At 49.0% G+C, this 17,783-nt stretch carries 14 protein-coding genes; 10 read left to right on the top strand and 4 right to left on the bottom strand.

Annotation, left to right across the window (positions count from 1 at the left end; all coding sequences use genetic code 11):
* Positions 1 to 290: 290 nt before the first annotated feature.
* Positions 291 to 1,583 carry an aldehyde dehydrogenase gene (locus tag ACXAGL_RS03415; protein ID WP_474989826.1) on the top strand — a complete coding sequence of 431 codons (1,293 nt, stop codon included), beginning with the start codon at positions 291 to 293 and terminating at the stop codon, positions 1,581 to 1,583.
* A gap of 58 nt (positions 1,584 to 1,641) precedes the next feature.
* Here the strand turns inward: ACXAGL_RS03415 and ACXAGL_RS03410 are convergent, their stop codons facing one another.
* The 4 genes from ACXAGL_RS03410 to ACXAGL_RS03395 form a co-directional block, all read right to left on the bottom strand.
* Positions 1,642 to 2,505, bottom strand: coding sequence for an acetamidase/formamidase family protein (locus ACXAGL_RS03410; RefSeq protein WP_474989824.1), 864 nt, complete (start codon positions 2,503 to 2,505; stop codon positions 1,642 to 1,644).
* Between the two features lie 556 nt (positions 2,506 to 3,061).
* The gene (locus ACXAGL_RS03405) at positions 3,062 to 4,717 is read right to left on the bottom strand and encodes a M4 family metallopeptidase (protein WP_474971005.1); all 1,656 of its coding nucleotides are present in this window, start codon (positions 4,715 to 4,717) and stop codon (positions 3,062 to 3,064) included.
* A gap of 296 nt (positions 4,718 to 5,013) precedes the next feature.
* On the bottom strand, positions 5,014 to 6,144 hold the full coding sequence (gene ald, locus ACXAGL_RS03400; protein ID WP_474971006.1) for an alanine dehydrogenase: 1,131 nt from the start codon (positions 6,142 to 6,144) through the stop codon (positions 5,014 to 5,016).
* A gap of 107 nt (positions 6,145 to 6,251) precedes the next feature.
* Complete coding sequence (locus tag ACXAGL_RS03395) at positions 6,252 to 7,502, bottom strand: PucR family transcriptional regulator (RefSeq protein WP_474989822.1); 1,251 nt, start codon at positions 7,500 to 7,502, stop codon at positions 6,252 to 6,254.
* A 185-nt stretch (positions 7,503 to 7,687) separates the two neighbouring features.
* Between ACXAGL_RS03395 and ACXAGL_RS03390 the strand changes: the two genes are divergently transcribed.
* From ACXAGL_RS03390 to ACXAGL_RS03350, 9 genes are all read left to right on the top strand, one after another.
* Complete coding sequence (locus tag ACXAGL_RS03390; protein ID WP_474989820.1) at positions 7,688 to 8,764, top strand: YkvI family membrane protein; 1,077 nt, start codon at positions 7,688 to 7,690, stop codon at positions 8,762 to 8,764.
* 133 nt (positions 8,765 to 8,897) lie between these two features.
* Positions 8,898 to 9,857, top strand: a complete 960-nt coding sequence (locus tag ACXAGL_RS03385; protein ID WP_474989818.1) for an N-acetylglucosamine kinase — start codon at positions 8,898 to 8,900, stop codon at positions 9,855 to 9,857.
* A 7-nt stretch (positions 9,858 to 9,864) separates the two neighbouring features.
* On the top strand, positions 9,865 to 10,770 hold the full coding sequence (gene murQ / locus ACXAGL_RS03380; protein WP_474989816.1) for an N-acetylmuramic acid 6-phosphate etherase: 906 nt from the start codon (positions 9,865 to 9,867) through the stop codon (positions 10,768 to 10,770).
* Positions 10,771 to 10,827: 57 nt separating this feature from the next.
* On the top strand, positions 10,828 to 12,204 hold the full coding sequence (locus ACXAGL_RS03375; RefSeq protein WP_474989814.1) for an extracellular solute-binding protein: 1,377 nt from the start codon (positions 10,828 to 10,830) through the stop codon (positions 12,202 to 12,204).
* Between the two features lie 81 nt (positions 12,205 to 12,285).
* Positions 12,286 to 13,179 carry a carbohydrate ABC transporter permease gene (locus ACXAGL_RS03370; protein WP_474970434.1) on the top strand — a complete coding sequence of 298 codons (894 nt, stop codon included), beginning with the start codon at positions 12,286 to 12,288 and terminating at the stop codon, positions 13,177 to 13,179.
* A gap of 19 nt (positions 13,180 to 13,198) precedes the next feature.
* Positions 13,199 to 14,035 (top strand): carbohydrate ABC transporter permease, encoded by an 837-nt coding sequence (locus tag ACXAGL_RS03365; RefSeq protein WP_474969492.1) that lies wholly within the window; start codon positions 13,199 to 13,201, stop codon positions 14,033 to 14,035.
* 14 nt (positions 14,036 to 14,049) lie between these two features.
* Positions 14,050 to 14,943 (top strand): MurR/RpiR family transcriptional regulator, encoded by an 894-nt coding sequence (locus tag ACXAGL_RS03360; RefSeq protein WP_474969491.1) that lies wholly within the window; start codon positions 14,050 to 14,052, stop codon positions 14,941 to 14,943.
* Positions 14,944 to 14,958: 15 nt separating this feature from the next.
* Entirely contained in the window at positions 14,959 to 16,362 is a 1,404-nt protein-coding gene (locus tag ACXAGL_RS03355; protein WP_474989812.1) for an FAD-binding oxidoreductase, read from the top strand.
* Positions 16,355 to 17,650 carry a (Fe-S)-binding protein gene (locus tag ACXAGL_RS03350; protein WP_474989810.1) on the top strand — a complete coding sequence of 432 codons (1,296 nt, stop codon included), beginning with the start codon at positions 16,355 to 16,357 and terminating at the stop codon, positions 17,648 to 17,650. The genes ACXAGL_RS03355 and ACXAGL_RS03350 overlap by 8 nt, the downstream gene beginning before the upstream one ends.
* Positions 17,651 to 17,783: the final 133 nt, after the last annotated feature.

Here is a 17,783-nt window from a genome sequence, read left to right as displayed (position 1 = left end):
AACAACAGACTTTAACAGAGCTGAAAAATTAAAGCATTTCGACCCCTGGCGAGATTCAAAAATCACGTCAGGGGATTTTGTTTTAAAGGCCTCTTCCAGACAAATCAATTGACTGTCCGGTTATAGAGGAGTAGTTTAGACAGCACGCTCATCTGGTTAGGTGAGTCCAAGGAATTGGGCCGCAGACGGTCCCGGCGTTTCACCGTTTCCTGGACAGGGAAGAGCCGGGGCATAACAGCCTGTACAAGAAGGTCGTTTGACTGCTCAACATTCAAAAGGAGACGTTTATGATGGAAAACTATCAAGAACTGGTACAGAAGCAGAAATCCTTTTTCCGTAGTGGAAAGACGAAGGAAACGGCTTTTCGTAAAGAAGCTTTAACAACAATCAAAGAATATATGATCTCTCACCAACAGGATATCATCGATGCAGTGAAGGCGGATTTGAATAAGCCGGAGGAAGAGACTAACCGTGCAGAAATCGGTCTTGTACTGGCAGAAATTGATTTTATGCTTGAGAATCTGGATACATGGTCGGCCGCGCAGGAAGTTCCGACTCCTGAAGCTCATGGCGAAGCCAAAAGCTTTATCCAGCCTGAGCCTTATGGTTCCACCCTGGTGATCTCTCCGTGGAACTACCCCGTACAGCTGGCTGTGGCCCCACTTGTCGGAGCCATTGCAGCAGGAAACACGGCTGTATTGAAGCCGTCTGAGTTAACGCCGAACACATCCAGCCTGCTGGCCGGCATGATTAATGAAAACTTCAAGGAAAAATACATCCATGTAGTCGAAGGGGAAGTAGAGACAAGTACGGCCCTGCTTAAAGAAAATTTCGACTACATCTTCTTCACGGGTAGTACAGGCGTCGGTCGTATCGTAGCCGAAGCTGCCGCGAAGACTTTAACACCAACGACCCTTGAGCTGGGAGGTAAGAGTCCAGCGATTGTTCACAAGGACGCTGACCTGGATCAGGCAGCTGCCCGTATTGCTGGAGGTAAATTCATGAACGCCGGGCAAACCTGTGTGGCTCCTGATTATGTTCTAGCCCACAGCGATGTAAAAGAGGCATTGATGCAGAAAATCAAAGAAGCGAAAACGAACACGTATGGCGATGTGGTTCCGGCTGATGCGTATCCTCACGTAGTTAGCGGAAAGCACTTCGATCGTCTCAAAAACTTCTTGGATAACGGCGAACTTTACATGGGCGGACGTACGGATAAGGAGAACTTATTTATTGAGCCGACGCTTCTTGATCAAATTACTTGGGAGGACGATGTGATGCAGGACGAAATATTCGGTCCGATTCTTCCTGTGCTCACATTTGATGAAGTATCTGAAGCTGTTGAAGCGGTCATGGACCGTCCGAAACCGCTGGCCCTCTATTTGTTTACAGAAGACGAGGAAGTCCAGAACGAGGTCTTCACGAACATCTCCTTTGGTGGAGGTGCGATTAACGATACGATCAACCATATGACAACCCACTACCTCCCATTTGGTGGTGTAGGAAACAGTGGGATGGGAGCTTATCACGGCAAAGCAAGCTTTGATACTTTCACACACTTCAAGAGTGTTTTGAAACGATGAAAAAATATTCCTCTACGAAAAGAGCTGCTCCGGTTTACTTCCGGAAGCAGCTCTTTTTTTATTCAATAGAGATGGAATAGGCTTCAAGCACCGTGTGTGGTACAAAGAAGCGGGCGGTTTTCAGCGGATCCACGACCTGACTGACCTGTACCTGCCCGGCAGCACTCATCAGCATCGTCAGTTCTGATAAAGAAAGGTCTGTCTGCGGCTGGAGGAAATCAATCATCAGCTCAACCGCAGTGTCTACAGCTTCATCCAGCGTGTCTTTAGAGACAAGAATACTCAGTCCATCCTCATTTTTCAGGAAAGGGAAAGGAAGTGGCCGGCTTTTGATAACCGCTACATGGATCGAAACTTCGGCCGGAATTTCCACACCGGAGACACTGATTTCTCCGTCTCCCATGGCTGCGTGAAGATCCCCCAGAGAAAGAAGGGCCCCTTTATGAAAAACAGGGAAGTAGAGAGAAGATCCTGTCGTCACTTCTTTTGTATCCATATTTCCTCCGTGGGCGCCTGGTGTGCCACAGGACACGGCATCACCCTCAGGTGCCACTCCAATCACCCCGATCATAGGGTTAACCGGAAGAGATACATGCTTATTGAAAACAGCTTTTCCGTCTTCGACAGGAATGATTTTTGCCTGGAATGTCTCCATCCGGTGCCCCATCACTCCAAGGTCAGGACCAGTGACCATCACTCCGCTGTCTCCTAATTGAATATCCTGAATCGTGACTTTCAATGTATCTCCGGGCTCTGCTTCTTCAATGTAGACAGGACCTGTAGCCGGGTTGATCCGGTTCCAGTCCACCGCATCGATTTCGGTATCCTCCGACTGGATCTGACCTTCGAAGCAGTCGTGTGTATGCACCTGAATCGTTGTGCCTGATGAAACGTGTAAGGCAGGCGGATGATCCTTGTCCATCGCATAGATGAAATGTTCCTTGGATAAAGTGACTGTAATAGGCTTTTCCTCCTTTTGTTGCCGTACATCAATAGATTATGACTCTTCAGTATCGAAGACTTGGACCCCTCTCTTCTGATGAGAGCTCCCGCCCATTCTTATGAAAGAGGCTCCCTTAATGGGAGCCTCAGGCTGTAGAAAAATCCGTGTTATCCAATTAGAGTTGTCTGCATGTCGTGTTGAGGGGGCACGTTCCGCTTATCGGTGAATGCTTGCCGCGGGCACGGCCTCAGCTGACTTGGTCAAGAAAACCATTAGACCAAGTCGATCTTCGGCTCGCGCTGTTCCCGCAGGCGTCACCACCGTACGCTCCTCGTGCCGATGCCTGTGGGAAAATAGCTTTCCCCTCTGATAAAAGAGAAAGGTGATCATAGCTCCTTCGCCGTTTTTAAAGAACAGTACAGGCTGCGTTACTTCCGTTTACATGGAAAAAATCCTATCCATGACCAAGTATTGATGACCGCTCCTTTGGAATCACTAGAAAAAAGGTATCTCTCTAAGCGGAGCATCCGATTGGTCAGCCTGTGATTCCTACTTCGTCCAGTCCATAAGCAGCAGCTGCTGCTTCAGGGCTGTCTTCCCCGTATAGATCGACCGCTGATTGAATGATCACTTCACGTGCATGGTCAAAGTCCGAATCAGGCATCAGGTATACTGTAAGCGCTCGGTAATAAATATGGCCGAGTTTATCTTTACCGATCTTTTCACCTGTCAGGTAGGCGGCATGGTTGATGATGGAGGAGTTGATGTGAACGCCGCCATTGTCCAGTTCGATAGGCAGGTCATAATACTCGTCCATATGGGAAGGGTACATGCCGTTTCCATCTCCGTAAGAGACATAATCTGCCCCGACAGGAAACTTACTCGGATTGCTCAAACTGCGCAGGGCTGTCCGGCCTTCTGATTTCGCCCCGGCTCCCATAATATCTTCACCCATTTCCCAGTCCTCTTCATCAACCAAGGCTCCGAAAATGTCGGAGAAGGCTTCATTCAAAGCACCAGATTGGAAGCGGTACTTCAACCCTGCTGAGAACGTCGTCACCCCGTGGGTCATTTCGTGGGCAGCAACGTCAAGACCTGCGGATAGTGGGATGAAGAAATCCCCGTCGCCGTCTCCGTAGGTCATCTGCTGACCATTCCAGAAGGCATTGTTGTAATCCTCTCCAAAGTGGACGGTGGACACAATCGGCATGCCTTCCCCGTCAATAGAGTTCCGGTCGTGTTCATCCTTGAAGTATTTATAGACTTCTTCAGAATTGTAATGCGCATCTGCTGCCGGACGTTCATAGCTTGTCCGGAAAGCAGCATCAGAGGATGAGAAGAGCTTTCCTGGAAGCACATATTGATTTTCAGCATCGAGCGTATAGATGCCGTCCAGGTCCTTATGGGACTGATCAAGCAGGTAGTAATCGCGCCCCTGGGTGCTCATGTCCTTGGAAATGTGAAGTGTCTTGTAATCGCCAAGCACCCCGATACCGAAGCCGCGGGATGTTTTATAGCTGGCATGCATGATCGTATTGTACTGATCGATGACTTTCCCCGTTTCAGCATCCACATAGACAAACCAGTTGCCCGGCGTTTCTCCGAGGAAGTTGACGTTTACTTTATAAGCCAGGTGATTTTCGTCGTTGAATGGATAAATGACAAGCTCTGAAGTTGGGGATTCCACTAGTTCATCGGGTGCCGTAACCGCTTTCTTAGCGGTGGTGATACTTTTTGATTTTGTTATGGATGGCTTTGTCGACATGGTGGACTTTTCTATAGAAGTGTTGAACTGTCCATTCACAGCTTCCACTTTCTCGTCTTCGCTGTAATGCACCTTAACGAGATGTCCCTCGACCGGAACACCGTTTTTTGTCTGCTGCAGGGTAACGTGGGTCATTCCGAGATCATCGGTTTTCAAATCGGTCTGTTTGAGGCTCTTGTCCGGATTGGAAATGTTATACGTCTTTTTGTTTTTCTTCAAGTGCTCCTGGGCGGACTTTTCCGTGGCACTTGAGGACGTCTGTGTCTTTTCTTTGTTGAAAAAAGGCTTGTTCTGCTGGTTATGTACAATCTGCTGTTGAACCTGTGTCTGGTCTGATGTACTGACGGCATGCGTCTGGGGTGCTAATGTTCCCATAAACAAGGCGGACGATAAGACGGCTACTGGAATGACGTACTTCTTTTTCATAATCAACCTCCTATCAAGAATACAACCAATTATAGGAAAAAATAGGTAAAAAAGACAGAGTCGTTTGAACTGTTTATCTTTTCTGAAAATTATGCAGGAATAACAAGAATCGTGACTATTTACGCAGGTAAGAAGGGAAGGGGCTGGTCATTTGAGGCGGTGGTTTCACGAATAAAGAGTGGGGGAAAAGTCCGCTGCTCCTTATAGGAACGAGCGGTGCATTTGTAAAAGGAGACATTGTAAAACCCGTGCTGTGTTCCCAGCACGGGTTTATGGTTAGCATTTATTGTCTTTTCTTAGGCGTGGGCAATTTCTTTTAAAGCTTCCAGCACAGGTGTGTAGGAGTAGCCGAGATCACGAGCAACCGCTTCGTAAGTCAAATGACCGTTCGCTGTGTTGACACCCTCTTCGATGGCTTTGTTGTCACTGACTGCGGCGGTAACTCCTTTGTTCGCAATCTGCAGCGCGTAAGGAATGGTGACGTTCGTCAAACCGATGGTTGCCGTGCGAGGGACAGCTCCCGGAATGTTGGCAACAGCATAGTGAAGAACCCCGTGTTTTTCATAAATCGGATCATCGTGAGTCGTAATGTGATCCACTGTTTCAAAGTTTCCTCCTTGATCGATGGCGACGTCAACGATGACGGAACCTTCTTTCATGGATTTCACCATATCTTCAGAAACGAGTTTCGGTGCTTTAGCTCCTGGGATAAGAACCGCGCCGATGACAAGGTCTGCATCTTTCACAGATTCAGCAATGTTATACGGGTTGGACATCAATGTCTGGATATCGGAACCGAACTGATCATCCAGTTCGCGCAGGCGTGTCGGGTTAAGGTCAAGAATTGTCACCTGAGCACCAAGGCCGATCGCAATCTTCGCAGCATTCGTACCAACGATTCCGCCGCCGATGATCACTACTTTACCTCGGGAAACGCCTGGAACACCGCTCAATAGAATGCCCATGCCGCCGTACGATTTCTCCAGATACTGAGCACCGATCTGGGTAGCCATCCGACCGGCTACTTCACTCATTGGTGTAAGCAGAGGAAGTTTCTGATCAGCAGAAACGGTTTCGTAAGCGATCGCCGTTACTTCATTTTCCACAAGCGCTTTCGTCAATTCAGGCTCTGCCGCCAGGTGAAGGTAGGTGAAAAGGACCAACCCTTTACGGAAATACGGATATTCTGAAGCTAGAGGTTCTTTAACTTTCATAACCATTTCAGAAGCAGCCCACAGTTCTGAAGCGCTTTCAATAAGCTCAGCACCAGAAGCTTGATATTCTTCGTTCGTGAAGTTACTGCCAAGGCCGGCATCGGCTTCAATGTATACTTTATGTCCTGCTTTTGTAAGGTTTACAACCCCTGATGGTGTAATAGCTACACGGTTTTCATTGTTTTTAATTTCTTTCGGTACTCCGATAATCATAAGAAAATGACCACCTTTCAGAACAATTTGTAAGAAAAGTATAGCCCGGGAAATGAGTTTTTTGTTTAGCAGAAAGTGAGAAAATAAAGAAGAGGATTTGTGAAAAATCACAAATCCTCTTTTTCTTTTTCATCGATTAACAAATCTATGAACAGCATCATTTTCTGACTGGCATTTTTAAAGTCGATACCACCGATTTCCCGGATCCTTTTCAGCCGGTAATTCAACGTGTTGGTGTGAATATGCATGTCTTCAGCTGCTTTATGGACATTGCTGTTATGAGCAAGGAACACCTTCAATGTTTCGAGCAGGGCCGCCCGGTTATCTTCATCATACGCCTTGATTTTGCGGAGGGCATCATTATGGTAATGTTCCTTCCTCTGCAGATCGGCAATTTCGTTAATGAACTGATAGATGCCGAGGTCCTGGTAGTGATCCACTTCCGCAAGGGCTTTCGGGAATTGATCCTTCAACTCAAGCACTTTAAGGGCCTGTTTGTAACTCGAGTGGATCAGCGATGGTGTATGGTAGACGAGGCCGACAGCTCCCTTTAAATCATCGAAGTTCAGCCGTTCTTTCATTTTCTGGGTGAAGTCGTTCAGAAAAGCACGGCTCAAGTGGTCCGCCTCTTCTTTAGGATCTGTCCGTACAAGCAGGATCAGCTGATGATCGTCAAAAATCCGGCTGACAATCCTAGTCTGGTACAGTGTTTCTGATAAATAATAGGCCTGACGTTCGACAGACTGACTGAGGTCTTCCGTGAATTCGAAGACAGCTACACAAAGCTGGCCCTGGAGATTCATTTGATGTTTTTTTCCCAGTCGTTTGATATCGGAGGAGTTTTCCAAAGAGCCGGTTAACAGCTGCCAGAAAAACTCTTTTTGGTTTTCTTCGGATTTCTTTTTCTTCGCCTGCTGGCGGAGCAGATGCTGACTTACGATACGGGCGGCATCTTCAATCGTCTGAAGATGTTCTTCCGTGATCGTCAATTCCGCGGTCTGTGCCCAGATGAAGCCGAGGATGTCCTCTTTATGCCTGACGGATACGGCAAGCCTGCGGCCGAGGCCGATGTCTTCAATCGGAGGGACGATGACCGGGCGTCCGCTTTCAAAAAGCCTTACCATAATGCCGTGCTTCCATAAGCCGTTGACAACACTTTCCGGCACTTTCCGGCGCATGATTGTAGCCGTTCTGGCATCATCCACACGTTCTTCATGTTTGCTGTAGGAAACAATCTGGTGATTGGCATCTTCGATTGTAACGGGGCAGCCAAGGCTTTCGGCGATTCGATCGGCTAATCCTTCGGGAGAATCAATCAGATCGTTCAATGTTTTAGGGATACGTGGTGATGGACTCATAGACGTTCTCCTTCTTTCAATCATTACCTCTATTCTATCATGGTTTTTCGTATGCAGACATGACCATTTTCTCTTGCTTATCTTGTGTATTTATACGAAGATGGAAAGGTCTGTTTGTGTAAAATCACAAAAGATGGAGAGCGGATTATAAAAACAACAAGAATTTTTACATAAGGAGGAGCAGGATGAGTAGAATTTTTAAGATGGCCAGTGCATTTATCGGAATTATTGTAGGAGCAGGTTTTGCTTCCGGCCAGGAAGTGTTGTTGTATTTCACCAGTTACGGACATATGGGTACCGCAGGAGCCGTACTGGCCACAGCCTTCTTCGCCTACATGGGCATGATGTTGACAAAGCTCGGCACCCGGATGAAAGCCGAATCTCATAAAGAAGCCATCCACCGTGTGAGCGGCTGGCGCTGGCTGGGATGGACCGTCGACGCGGTTATCATTTTCACGTTATTCGGCGTAGGCGTTGTCATGATTGCCGGTGCAGGTTCGATTCCAAGTCAGCAGTTCGGAATCCCAGCGATTACAGGTATCATTTTCATGTGCGTCATCGTAACGGCGGCCCTATTGCTGAATGTCGATAAAGTGGTAAAGATTATCGGCAGTATCACTCCGTTTTTAATACTGACTGTCGTGGTCATTTCCATCTATAGTGTGGTGTCGATGGATAAAAGCTTTGCTGTATTGGAAGCGACCGCCCTGAAGCAGCCGAGTGACTTTTCCTATTGGTTCATTTCTGCCATGAATTATGTGTCCTTTAATATCGCTGTCGGTGCTTCGATGGCGCTGTTGATGGGCGGGAATGAAACAGATGAAAAAACCTCTGCGCTTGGCGGATTTTTTGGGGGACTCGGTCTCGGTCTGATGATCGTGCTCAGCCATTTTGCCATTTTTTCGAGAGTCGATTCCATTGCGGGGTACGACATGCCGCTGCTGGCTTTAGTGGACGAATTGTCGCCGGTGCTCGGGGCCTTTTATTCCATCGTTTTATTCGGAATGGTATTCAACACCGCGGTCAGCATGTTCTTCTCTTTCGCTGCACGATTTACAACATTGGGGACAGCCCGGCACAAAAAGTTCGTTCTAATCACGATTGCGGCTGCTTTCGGATTGAGCTTCCTCGGATTTACCGATCTCGTTTCCTTGTTCTATCCTCTCATTGGAAATATGGGTCTCTTTTTAATTGCGGCACTCCTTGTTGCTCCGTTCCGGTTGAGGGCGGAAGAAAGGAAGAACAGTAAACGCGTAGCATAACAAAGGCAGCCCGGACTACAAACAGTCCGGGTTTTTCTTTTTCTTGAAATATAATTACGAATATTCTAACATTTTATTGACATGAAAATTCATACGCTCTATAATGAGTTCAACAAGGTTTGGGAGGAAGCCCATGACGTACATCATAGGTATTGACGGTGGAGGAACCAAGACGACCTGTCTGTTCTTGAAAGCGGACGAAAAGGCGTATCCCGAGCGGCCGCTGATCGTGAAAGGGCCGGGGACAAACCCACACGTCGTTGGTTTTGAGGAAGCCGGCAGAAGACTGGAGAACCTGATCCGGCACGGAATGAAGACGTTCTCCCTTGCACCGGACGAAATATCCGGAGCAGGAATGGGACTGGCAGGAGTCGGCAGGCGGGATGAGGTCGAACAGATGGCTGGTACGGTGCGTACAATTTTTTTTAACTTGAATTTTTCAGAAAATTTAAACTTGTATATCACATCCGATGTGCATGCGGCGTTGAAGGGATCGCTGGCCCCAGGCGTAGAAGAGGGGATGCTGCTGATTTCCGGTACGGGCTCCAATGCTGTTGGAATAACAGCGGCGGGGAAAGTTGTGACATGCGGGGGATGGGGACATCTAATTGGAGATGAAGGCAGCGGTTATCACCTTTCTTTGAAAGCGTTATCAATAGTGGCCAAAGCAGCAGATGGGCGCGGGGAACCTACACAAATGACTTCTTATATTCTGCGTGCTTGCGGTTTAGAGCGACCGGAACAGTTGATTCGGTATATGTATGATCGTCCTTTTGAGAAGAAGGAAGTCGCTGCCTTTGCTCCTTGCATCATCGAAGCCTCTGAACAGGGCGATAAGGCAGCGGTGGATCTGCTGAAGGAAGCGGCGGAAGAGCTGGTGCTTCATATTGAAAGTCTCGTTAAGCAGGGAGTGGATCCGGAAGCGCCTGTTTCAGCAGCGGGTTCCATCCTTACATACTCCCAGGTTCTACGAAATCATGTTGGAAAGCTGTTGGAAGACAGGCAGTTCGGTCCCTTGACCGATCCTTACGCTCCACCGGAATATGGAGCGGCTTTACTTGGCAGAGCAGCCGGAATGGAAAAAGAAAGGTGATGGACTCATGACAGATTCCCTTACATTTTTAACGACGGAACAGAGGAACGCACGGACGATACATATGGACGAGATGACAACAATAGAAATGCTGACGGTGATGAATGACGAAGATCATAAAGCAGCGGAGGCTGTGAAAAACGTACTGCCGGCGATTACAAAAGCTGTCGATCACATCGCAGAAGCCTTGAAAGACGGAGGCCGCTTATTTTACGTCGGCGCAGGAACGAGTGGCAGACTCGGCGTGCTTGATGCATCAGAGTGTCCGCCGACATTTATGGTCGACCCTTCGCTTGTGCAGGCAGTGATGGCCGGAGGCGGCCGGGCGTTTACAGAAGCAAAGGAAAACTCCGAAGATAACGAGAATCAGGGCCGGGAAGATTTGAAAGCCCGCGGGTTCAGCAAAAAAGATGTCGTTGTCGGGATTACCGCCAGCGGCCGGACCCCTTATCCTATCGGAGCGCTGACTTATGCCGGGGAGATCGGCGCTTTTACAATCTCTCTCTCCTGTAATGATAAGTCCGAAATCAGTGGGAAGGCCGAATGCCCGATCGAAGTCATCGTCGGACCAGAAGTATTGACAGGCTCCACCCGTTTGAAGTCAGCGACGGCCCATAAGATGGTGTTGAACATGCTGAGCACAGCGGTGATGGTCAAGCTTGGAAAGGTGTATGAAAACCTGATGGTGGATGTGCATGCAAACAACTACAAACTGCGGGAGCGGGCCAAAAGCATTTTAATGGAAGCGGCCGGAACTTCCTATGAGGAAGCGGAAGAAGCTCTGCAGAAAGCGCAGCATCAAGTGAAACCTGCCATCGTCATGCTGAAAAAGAAGGTGTCCTTTCAGGAAGCCAAACGTCTCCTCGATACTTGTGACGGGCAGCTCCGGGATGCAGTGAAAGCGAAAACTTAATTTGAAAACCACACGTTGGTTTCAAATACATGATTTCAATCAAAAAAGGGGGAGCTTATGTTGAGTTTATGGAGGAAAACATCAGCTTGGTTGATTGCCGCCGTTTTAATTGGTTTTCTTTTGCTCGTCGGTTGTGCGCCCGGAGCAGGAACAGAAGAGACAGATAGTGAGGGCACCGAAGAGGAGTCTTCTTCAGAGAACAGCGGAGAAGAATCCGGAGAGGTTTCAGGAGAACTTGAAATTCAGTATTTTGTCGGTGGTTACGGAGATTCCTGGTGGAAAGAGGTTATCGGTGATTTCCAGGAGGAGTATCCCGATGTCACGATTACGGAGCATGCCGGTCCGAATATTAACGAAGAAATGCGTTCCCGCTGGGTCTCAGACGATCCGCCTGATGTCGTTTACATCGATGGAGCAGGATCCAGTGAAACACAAATGGTGGAAGACGGACAGTTGATGGACTTGACCGACTGGATGGAAGGTGTCGAGCTTGAGGATGGTACGGCTTTGAGCGAGAGCTTTATCGTCGATCCGGCTGATTACGATGGCAGCGTATACAGCCTGCCGCTTGTTTTTGATACATGGGGCACGTGGTATGACAATGCCTGGTTTGAAGAAAAAGGCTGGGAAGTTCCAAAAGATTTTCCTGGATTTATGGACACGATGGGGCAGATCAAGGACGAAGAGGGCATCGCTCCTTTTGTCACCACTGGTCAATACCCGTATTACTTCCTGCGCGGTGTGCTGTATCCCGCCTTTGGTGCAGCCGGCGGGGATGAGCTTTTGACGGATGTGATTAAAGGTAAGGAAGGAGCCTGGACGAGCGATCCGGTTCTTGAGGTTATGAAAAAAGTCGAGCAGATGCAGGCAGAAGGCATGATTGATGACGGGTTTGGTGCTTTGAACCATACGCAGTCCCAGATGAACTTCCTTCTTCATGACAATGCGTTCATTCCTGTCGGGTTCTGGCTGCCTAACGAAATGGCCAACGATACACCGGATGACTTCGAGTATGGATTCGTTCCATCACCGATGCAGGATGAAGGAGAGCCTTATGCCATCGTTCCTGATCTTCGTCCGCTGGCGATTGCTGAAAAAGCAGAAAACAAGGAAGCAGCAAAAGCGTTCGTCGAGTTTGTTTTCACGAAAGAGTATGCGAAGAGCTTCTCTGAACATACCGGAGCGATCATGAACCTGCAGGGGGTTGATCTGTCTTCCAGTGAAGAAGTGCCTTCCTTCTTGATCGAAGCGAATGAAATGATCAATGATCCGGAACAGGTGCAGATTCATCAGAAGCCCCACCCAATGAGTTCAGAGCTGGAAACGCCGATCAGCAACTCTCTCGTTTCCCTCATGCTTGGAAACATTACAGCAGAGGAATTTGTGGAGGAGGCTGAAAAAGCCGCAGCTGAATACCGCAGCAGTTTAGAGTAGGCTTACATGGAAGGAGGAATGGGAAGGCTCTTGTCTTCACATTCCTTTTTTCATAACCATACAGAAAGAGAGGGAAGTATGATGGTCCAATCGCGCAGGCAGAGGAATCTATTTCTTGCATTTTGTCTTGTTCCTACGTTTATCCTGTTTTCTGTTTTCACCCTTTATCCGTTGTTCAACGGCCTTTATTATTCGTTCTTTGAGTGGTCCGGTGCGTCGTCTCTGGCGAAATTTGTCGGGTTTGATAACTACCGCCGGCTGTTCAGTGACGAGATTATCCCCAGAACCATCCTTCACGATTATTTCCTTGTTGTGACCAAAGTGGTCGGGATCATGATTTTGTCGACATTTTTTGCCGTCGCTTTGACACAGCTGAAAATTAAAGAAGCCCCTTTCTACCGCATCGTCTTCTTCTTTCCCAACATTATGTCGGTGGTGGTCATCGGTATCTTATGGATGTTCATCTATAATCCGAGTCTCGGTCTTGTCAACTCCGGTCTTGAGCTGATCGGCTTGGAAAGCTGGACGAAGCCGTGGCTCGGCAGTGAGGACTGGGCGCTTCCAAGCCTTGTACTTCCTTCTGTCTGGGCAGGGATCGGTTTGTTCATGCTCATGCTGATGGGCGGGATTTCCAACATTTCGAAAAGCTATTATGAAGCCGCTGAGATCGACGGGGCGACTGAGTGGCAGCAGTTTTGGAAAGTGACCCTGCCGCTCATCTGGCCGCAGATTAAGATCAGCATTCTGTACATCATCATTACGACATTGAATGGTTCCTTCATCATTGTCCAGGTTATGACAAAGGGTGGGCCGAACAATTCGACCCATGTGATGGGATCGTATTTATATGAACAGGCGTTTGTGAAGTACAATTTCGGCTATGGCGCAACGATTGGTGTGATGATTTTAATTCTATCGTTGGTCACGGTTCTTATTATGCAGTTTTTCATGAGAAGGGAAAAAGTGGAATATTAACAGACAGGAGGGGAATGGAGTGCAGACAGGAAAATTCTTTTCACGTACCATCGTTCGAATTCCTTTGATCATCTGGACACTCGCTGTCCTGTATCCGATCGTCTGGATGGTTCTGGGCGCGTTTAAATCGAACGCGGAAATTTACGCAAACCCGTGGGGGCTGCCGGAATCGTTCAGCTTTGCTAATTTTGTGGATGCCTGGAGCAACTACAATATCGACACGAGTGTTTTCAACAGCTTCATTGTGACAGGTCTCGGTGCCACGTTAACGCTGATGATGGCGATTCCTACATCCTACGCCCTGGAGCGTATGCGTTTCCGCGGCAACCGTCTGTTGTTTACGCTGTACATTTCTGCGATGATGATTCCAATGGTTCTCGGCTGGATCCCGCTCTTCTTTTTATTGATGCAGCTGAACCTACTGGATAACATTTTCGGATTGAGCATCGTCTATGCGGTAAGCCAGCTGCCTTTCAGCATTTTCGTACTGACGAGCTTTATGGCTACGATACCGAAGTCCCTGGAAGAAGCCGCAGCCATTGATGGAATGTCCCCGTATGGGATTCTATGGAAGGTGATTACTCCGCTCTCGACAACGGGTATCATTACCGTAACGATCATGAACATGATCCAGTTCTGGAATGAGTATTTTATGGCTTTGATCTTCCTTCAGACGGAAGAAAACTATACGCTGGCCCTGGCGATCGATTACATAAGCAATGAGACCCAGTACACCAATGCGTGGGGAACCTTATTTGCAAGCTTAGTGATTGCCATCGTTCCTGTCATCATCCTGTATGCGATTTTCCAGCGGCGCATCGTCAAAGGAATGACAGAAGGAGCTATTAAAGGATAAGAGTGGTGGAAGATATGAAAAATTCATTGAAAGGCGGGCTTGTCATTCTGAATGAAATGAAGGACAAGCTGCCCCCGTCAGAAAGAAAGATTGCCGAATTTATACTGGATCAGCCTCATGAAGCGATCCATTGTACGGCTACACAGCTCGGTGAACTGAGTTCCACCAGCAGTGCGGCTGTCATCCGTTTGTGTAAGTCCCTCGGGTTGAAGGGTCTGCAGGAGCTGAAGCTGCGCATTTCCGGAGACCTGCAGAAAAAGCCGGAGGCCCGCTTCCGGGATATCCAGCCAGGGGAACCCTCCGATTCGATTGTTGAAAAAGTGACCAACAACAGCCTGCAGGCGATCAAGGAAACGACGGAAATGGTCGATTACCGGACCCTGGAAAAAGCGGTGGACGTCTTGAAAAAAGCGGATACCATCCACTTCTTCGGTGTCGGGGCCTCCGGGATCATCGCCCAGGATGCCCAGCAGAAGTTCCTTCGGATGAACAAGGCGACGTCCGCATTTACGGATATGCACAATGCGGCGATGAACATTGCGAACGTAAAGGAAAATGATGTCGTCTTCGGCATTTCTTTTTCCGGTGAGACGTATGAAACGGCGAAAATCATGGAGATTGCCAAATACAAAGGGGCCAAAACGATCAGTCTCACCCGCTACGGGCATTCCCCTGTGACGGCACATGCAGATGTGTCGCTGTATATTTCAGCCTCCAGGGAAATTCCCGCCCCATTCCGGAGCGGGGCGACCTCTTCAAGGCTGGCACAATTGCATATGATCGACATTCTGTTCGTTAATCTTGTCACAGACCAGTGGAATGAAGCGTCCGATTACTTTAATGAAATTACCGACGTCATGGATGTGTTGAAAGGAAAACCGCTTCGTCAGAAAAAAGCCCAATCTTAATAAGGAGCTGAGTATATGGACGAATGGATCGAGGAACTTCACCGCATTATCCCTGAAAAAAGGGTGCTGACCGATCTCGCCGACCGGCACAGCTACAGCTTTGATGCCTCGTTCGGCGAGCATCTGCCCGATGTTGTGGTCCAGCCGAAAACCAAGCAGGAAACCGCTGATGTTTTGAAACTGGCCAACCGGCATAACATCCCCGTCCACCCGAGAGGATCGGGCACCTGTCTGAGTGGAGGCCCGCTTCCCGTACACGGAGGAATTGTGCTGGACATGTCTCAATATCCCGCTGAAATCCATCTGAGCCCCCGGGATCTCACCGTGGACGTCACTCCGAGTGTACTTACGGCTAATATCAATAAGGCCGCTGAGGAGCACGGCCTCATGTACGCGCCGGATCCAAGCAGTGCCCATGTTGCTACGATCGGCGGCAATCTTGCAGAGAATTCCGGAGGCCCGCGCGGCTTGAAGTACGGGGTAACAAAAGATCATGTGCTTGGTCTTGAGGTCGTTACTCCGGAAGGGGAAATCATCCGCACCGGCGGACGGACGATCAAAAATGTCACCGGCATTGACTTAACGAAGCTGATTGTAGGATCAGAGGGTATTTTGGGTGTCATCGTCGGGGCGACGCTGAAACTGATGCCGAAGCCGCCGGCTGTTCAGACGCTGATGGTCACGTTCGATGAAGTGCGAAAAGCGGGAGAGGCGATTTCCCAGACCCTTACCTCCGGGATCCTTCCGTCCAAAATGGAATTTATGGATCAGGCTTGTGTTGTGGCTGTAGAAAAATTTCAACCGGCCGGTCTGCCTGTCGATGCTGCTGCCGTCATTATTATTGAACTAGACGGTCATCCGGAGACGTTGAAGGTCGAGCGCCGGCTCATTGAAGAAATTATGGAGGACATGGGTGCGCTGGATGTGATCATTCCTAAGTCAGACGAAGAAGCGGCTAAGCTTTGGCATGCAAGGAAACAAGTATCACCTGCGATTGCGAAAATCAAGCCGACAAAGGTTTCCGAAGATGCGACGGTGCCCCGCAGTAAAATTCCCGATTTTATGGACCGGCTTCAGGTCATTAAAGAGAAGTATGACGTGGAAGTGGTCGCCTTCGGTCATGCCGGGGATGGAAACCTCCATCCGAATGTTCTTTGTGATAAACGTGATGTCGAAGAAATGAAGCGGGTGGAAAAAGCTGTGGAAGAAATGTTTGAAGCAGCTCTGGAACTCGGCGGCACTTTATCCGGCGAACATGGAATCGGAACGATGAAAGCTCCGTTCATGGAGATGGAGCTCGGTGAAGTCGGGCTGGATATGATGAAGCGGATCAAGGAAAGCTGGGACCCCAACGGCATCCTGAACCCTGGCAAGGTCTTCCCGGAAAAAGGGCAGAAGCTGGTGCTGCATCATGAATAGTCTGCTGCAGGAAAAGCTCAGCTATGACAAGACGTTTGACTGTGTGCAGTGCGGCTACTGTCTTCCTGCCTGTCCGACGTATGAGACGATGGAAAGAGAAACCCACTCGCCGCGCGGCCGGATCAACCTCGTGAAAATGGTTGCTGAAGGCAAAGCATCCGTCGAGGATTTGAAAGAGCCGATCGAAAAATGTCTCGGCTGCATGGCGTGTACAACCGTATGCCCGACCAACGTCCAGTATGGAGAAATCCTTGAGAGTGCCAAGCACGTCATTGATGAACACGAGGAAAAAAGCAGACCACGGAAACTGGTCGAAAACTTCATGTTCCAACGCTTCTTTCCTTCCACGGCGTGGATGGATTCGCTTGGACATGCGACTTGGCTCTATCAATCCAGTGGTCTGAAAAAAGTGTCCCAGCGGTTCGGTCTGACGAAGCGGGCGCCGCTGCACATCCATGAATTTGAAGCGGTCCTTCCCGAGATGCCTTCCCCGAAGCGGCGGAAATCCAGGGCGGGCCGATACGTCCGTAAACGTCCGGCCACAGCTAAAGTTGCTTTTTTCAAGGGCTGCATCATGGATAGTGTGTTTTATGAAACGAATCAAAACACGATGGAACTGCTGTTGCGAAGCGGCGCGGAAGTTGTTTTTCCAGACCAGCAGACGTGCTGTGGGGCTCTTCACGCGCACTCCGGCAAAGTCGATGCATCTGTTGAGCTGGCCAAACGGAACATTGAAGCCTTTGAAGAGGAAAGTTTTAATTACATTGTCAATAACGCAGGCGGATGCGGCGCTCGTCTGATTGAATATCCGCACCTGTTTGAAAAAGGAACGGACTGGCACAGCCGTGCTTCTGCCTTTGCGGCAAACGTGAAGGACATCTCAGAAGTGCTGATCGATCTGGACGGCCTCCAGTTTGAGCAGTCCGTTCCGCGAACCGTCACCTATCAGCCTTCCTGCCACCTGCGAAACGTCCAGAAGGTCACCGAAGCGCCTGTCGCGCTGTTGGAAAAAGTGCCCGGCCTGACGCTGAAACAGATGGACCGTCCGGAATTCTGCTGCGGCTCTGCAGGGATTTACAACATCGTGAACTACGAAGAGGCGATGGACATCCTCGATGTTAAAATGCAGGACGTCTGCGGCGTTGATCCCGATGGCATCGTCACTTCCAACCCGGGCTGCCTGCTGCAGATGAAGCTTGGCGTCGTCCGCGAAGGTGCCGGAGACCGGATGGAAGCCGTGCATTTGGTGGATGTGTTGATGGAAGCGGATCCTCAGCCGAAAATATAAGGCGTCCCCTTTTGTGGGGCGCTTTTTTTCTTTAAGCGGGGGGCGTGTGCGCGGATATCGATTATTTCTTGTGTATATCAATTAAAATGGCGATATATCAATTATTTTCCGCAGATATCAATTAATTCAGCAA

This window comes from Halobacillus sp. ABA4_118 (assembly GCF_056160205.1).
The sequence above is the reverse complement of the archived record's forward strand: the minus strand, read 5'-3'. Positions and strand labels throughout refer to the sequence as shown.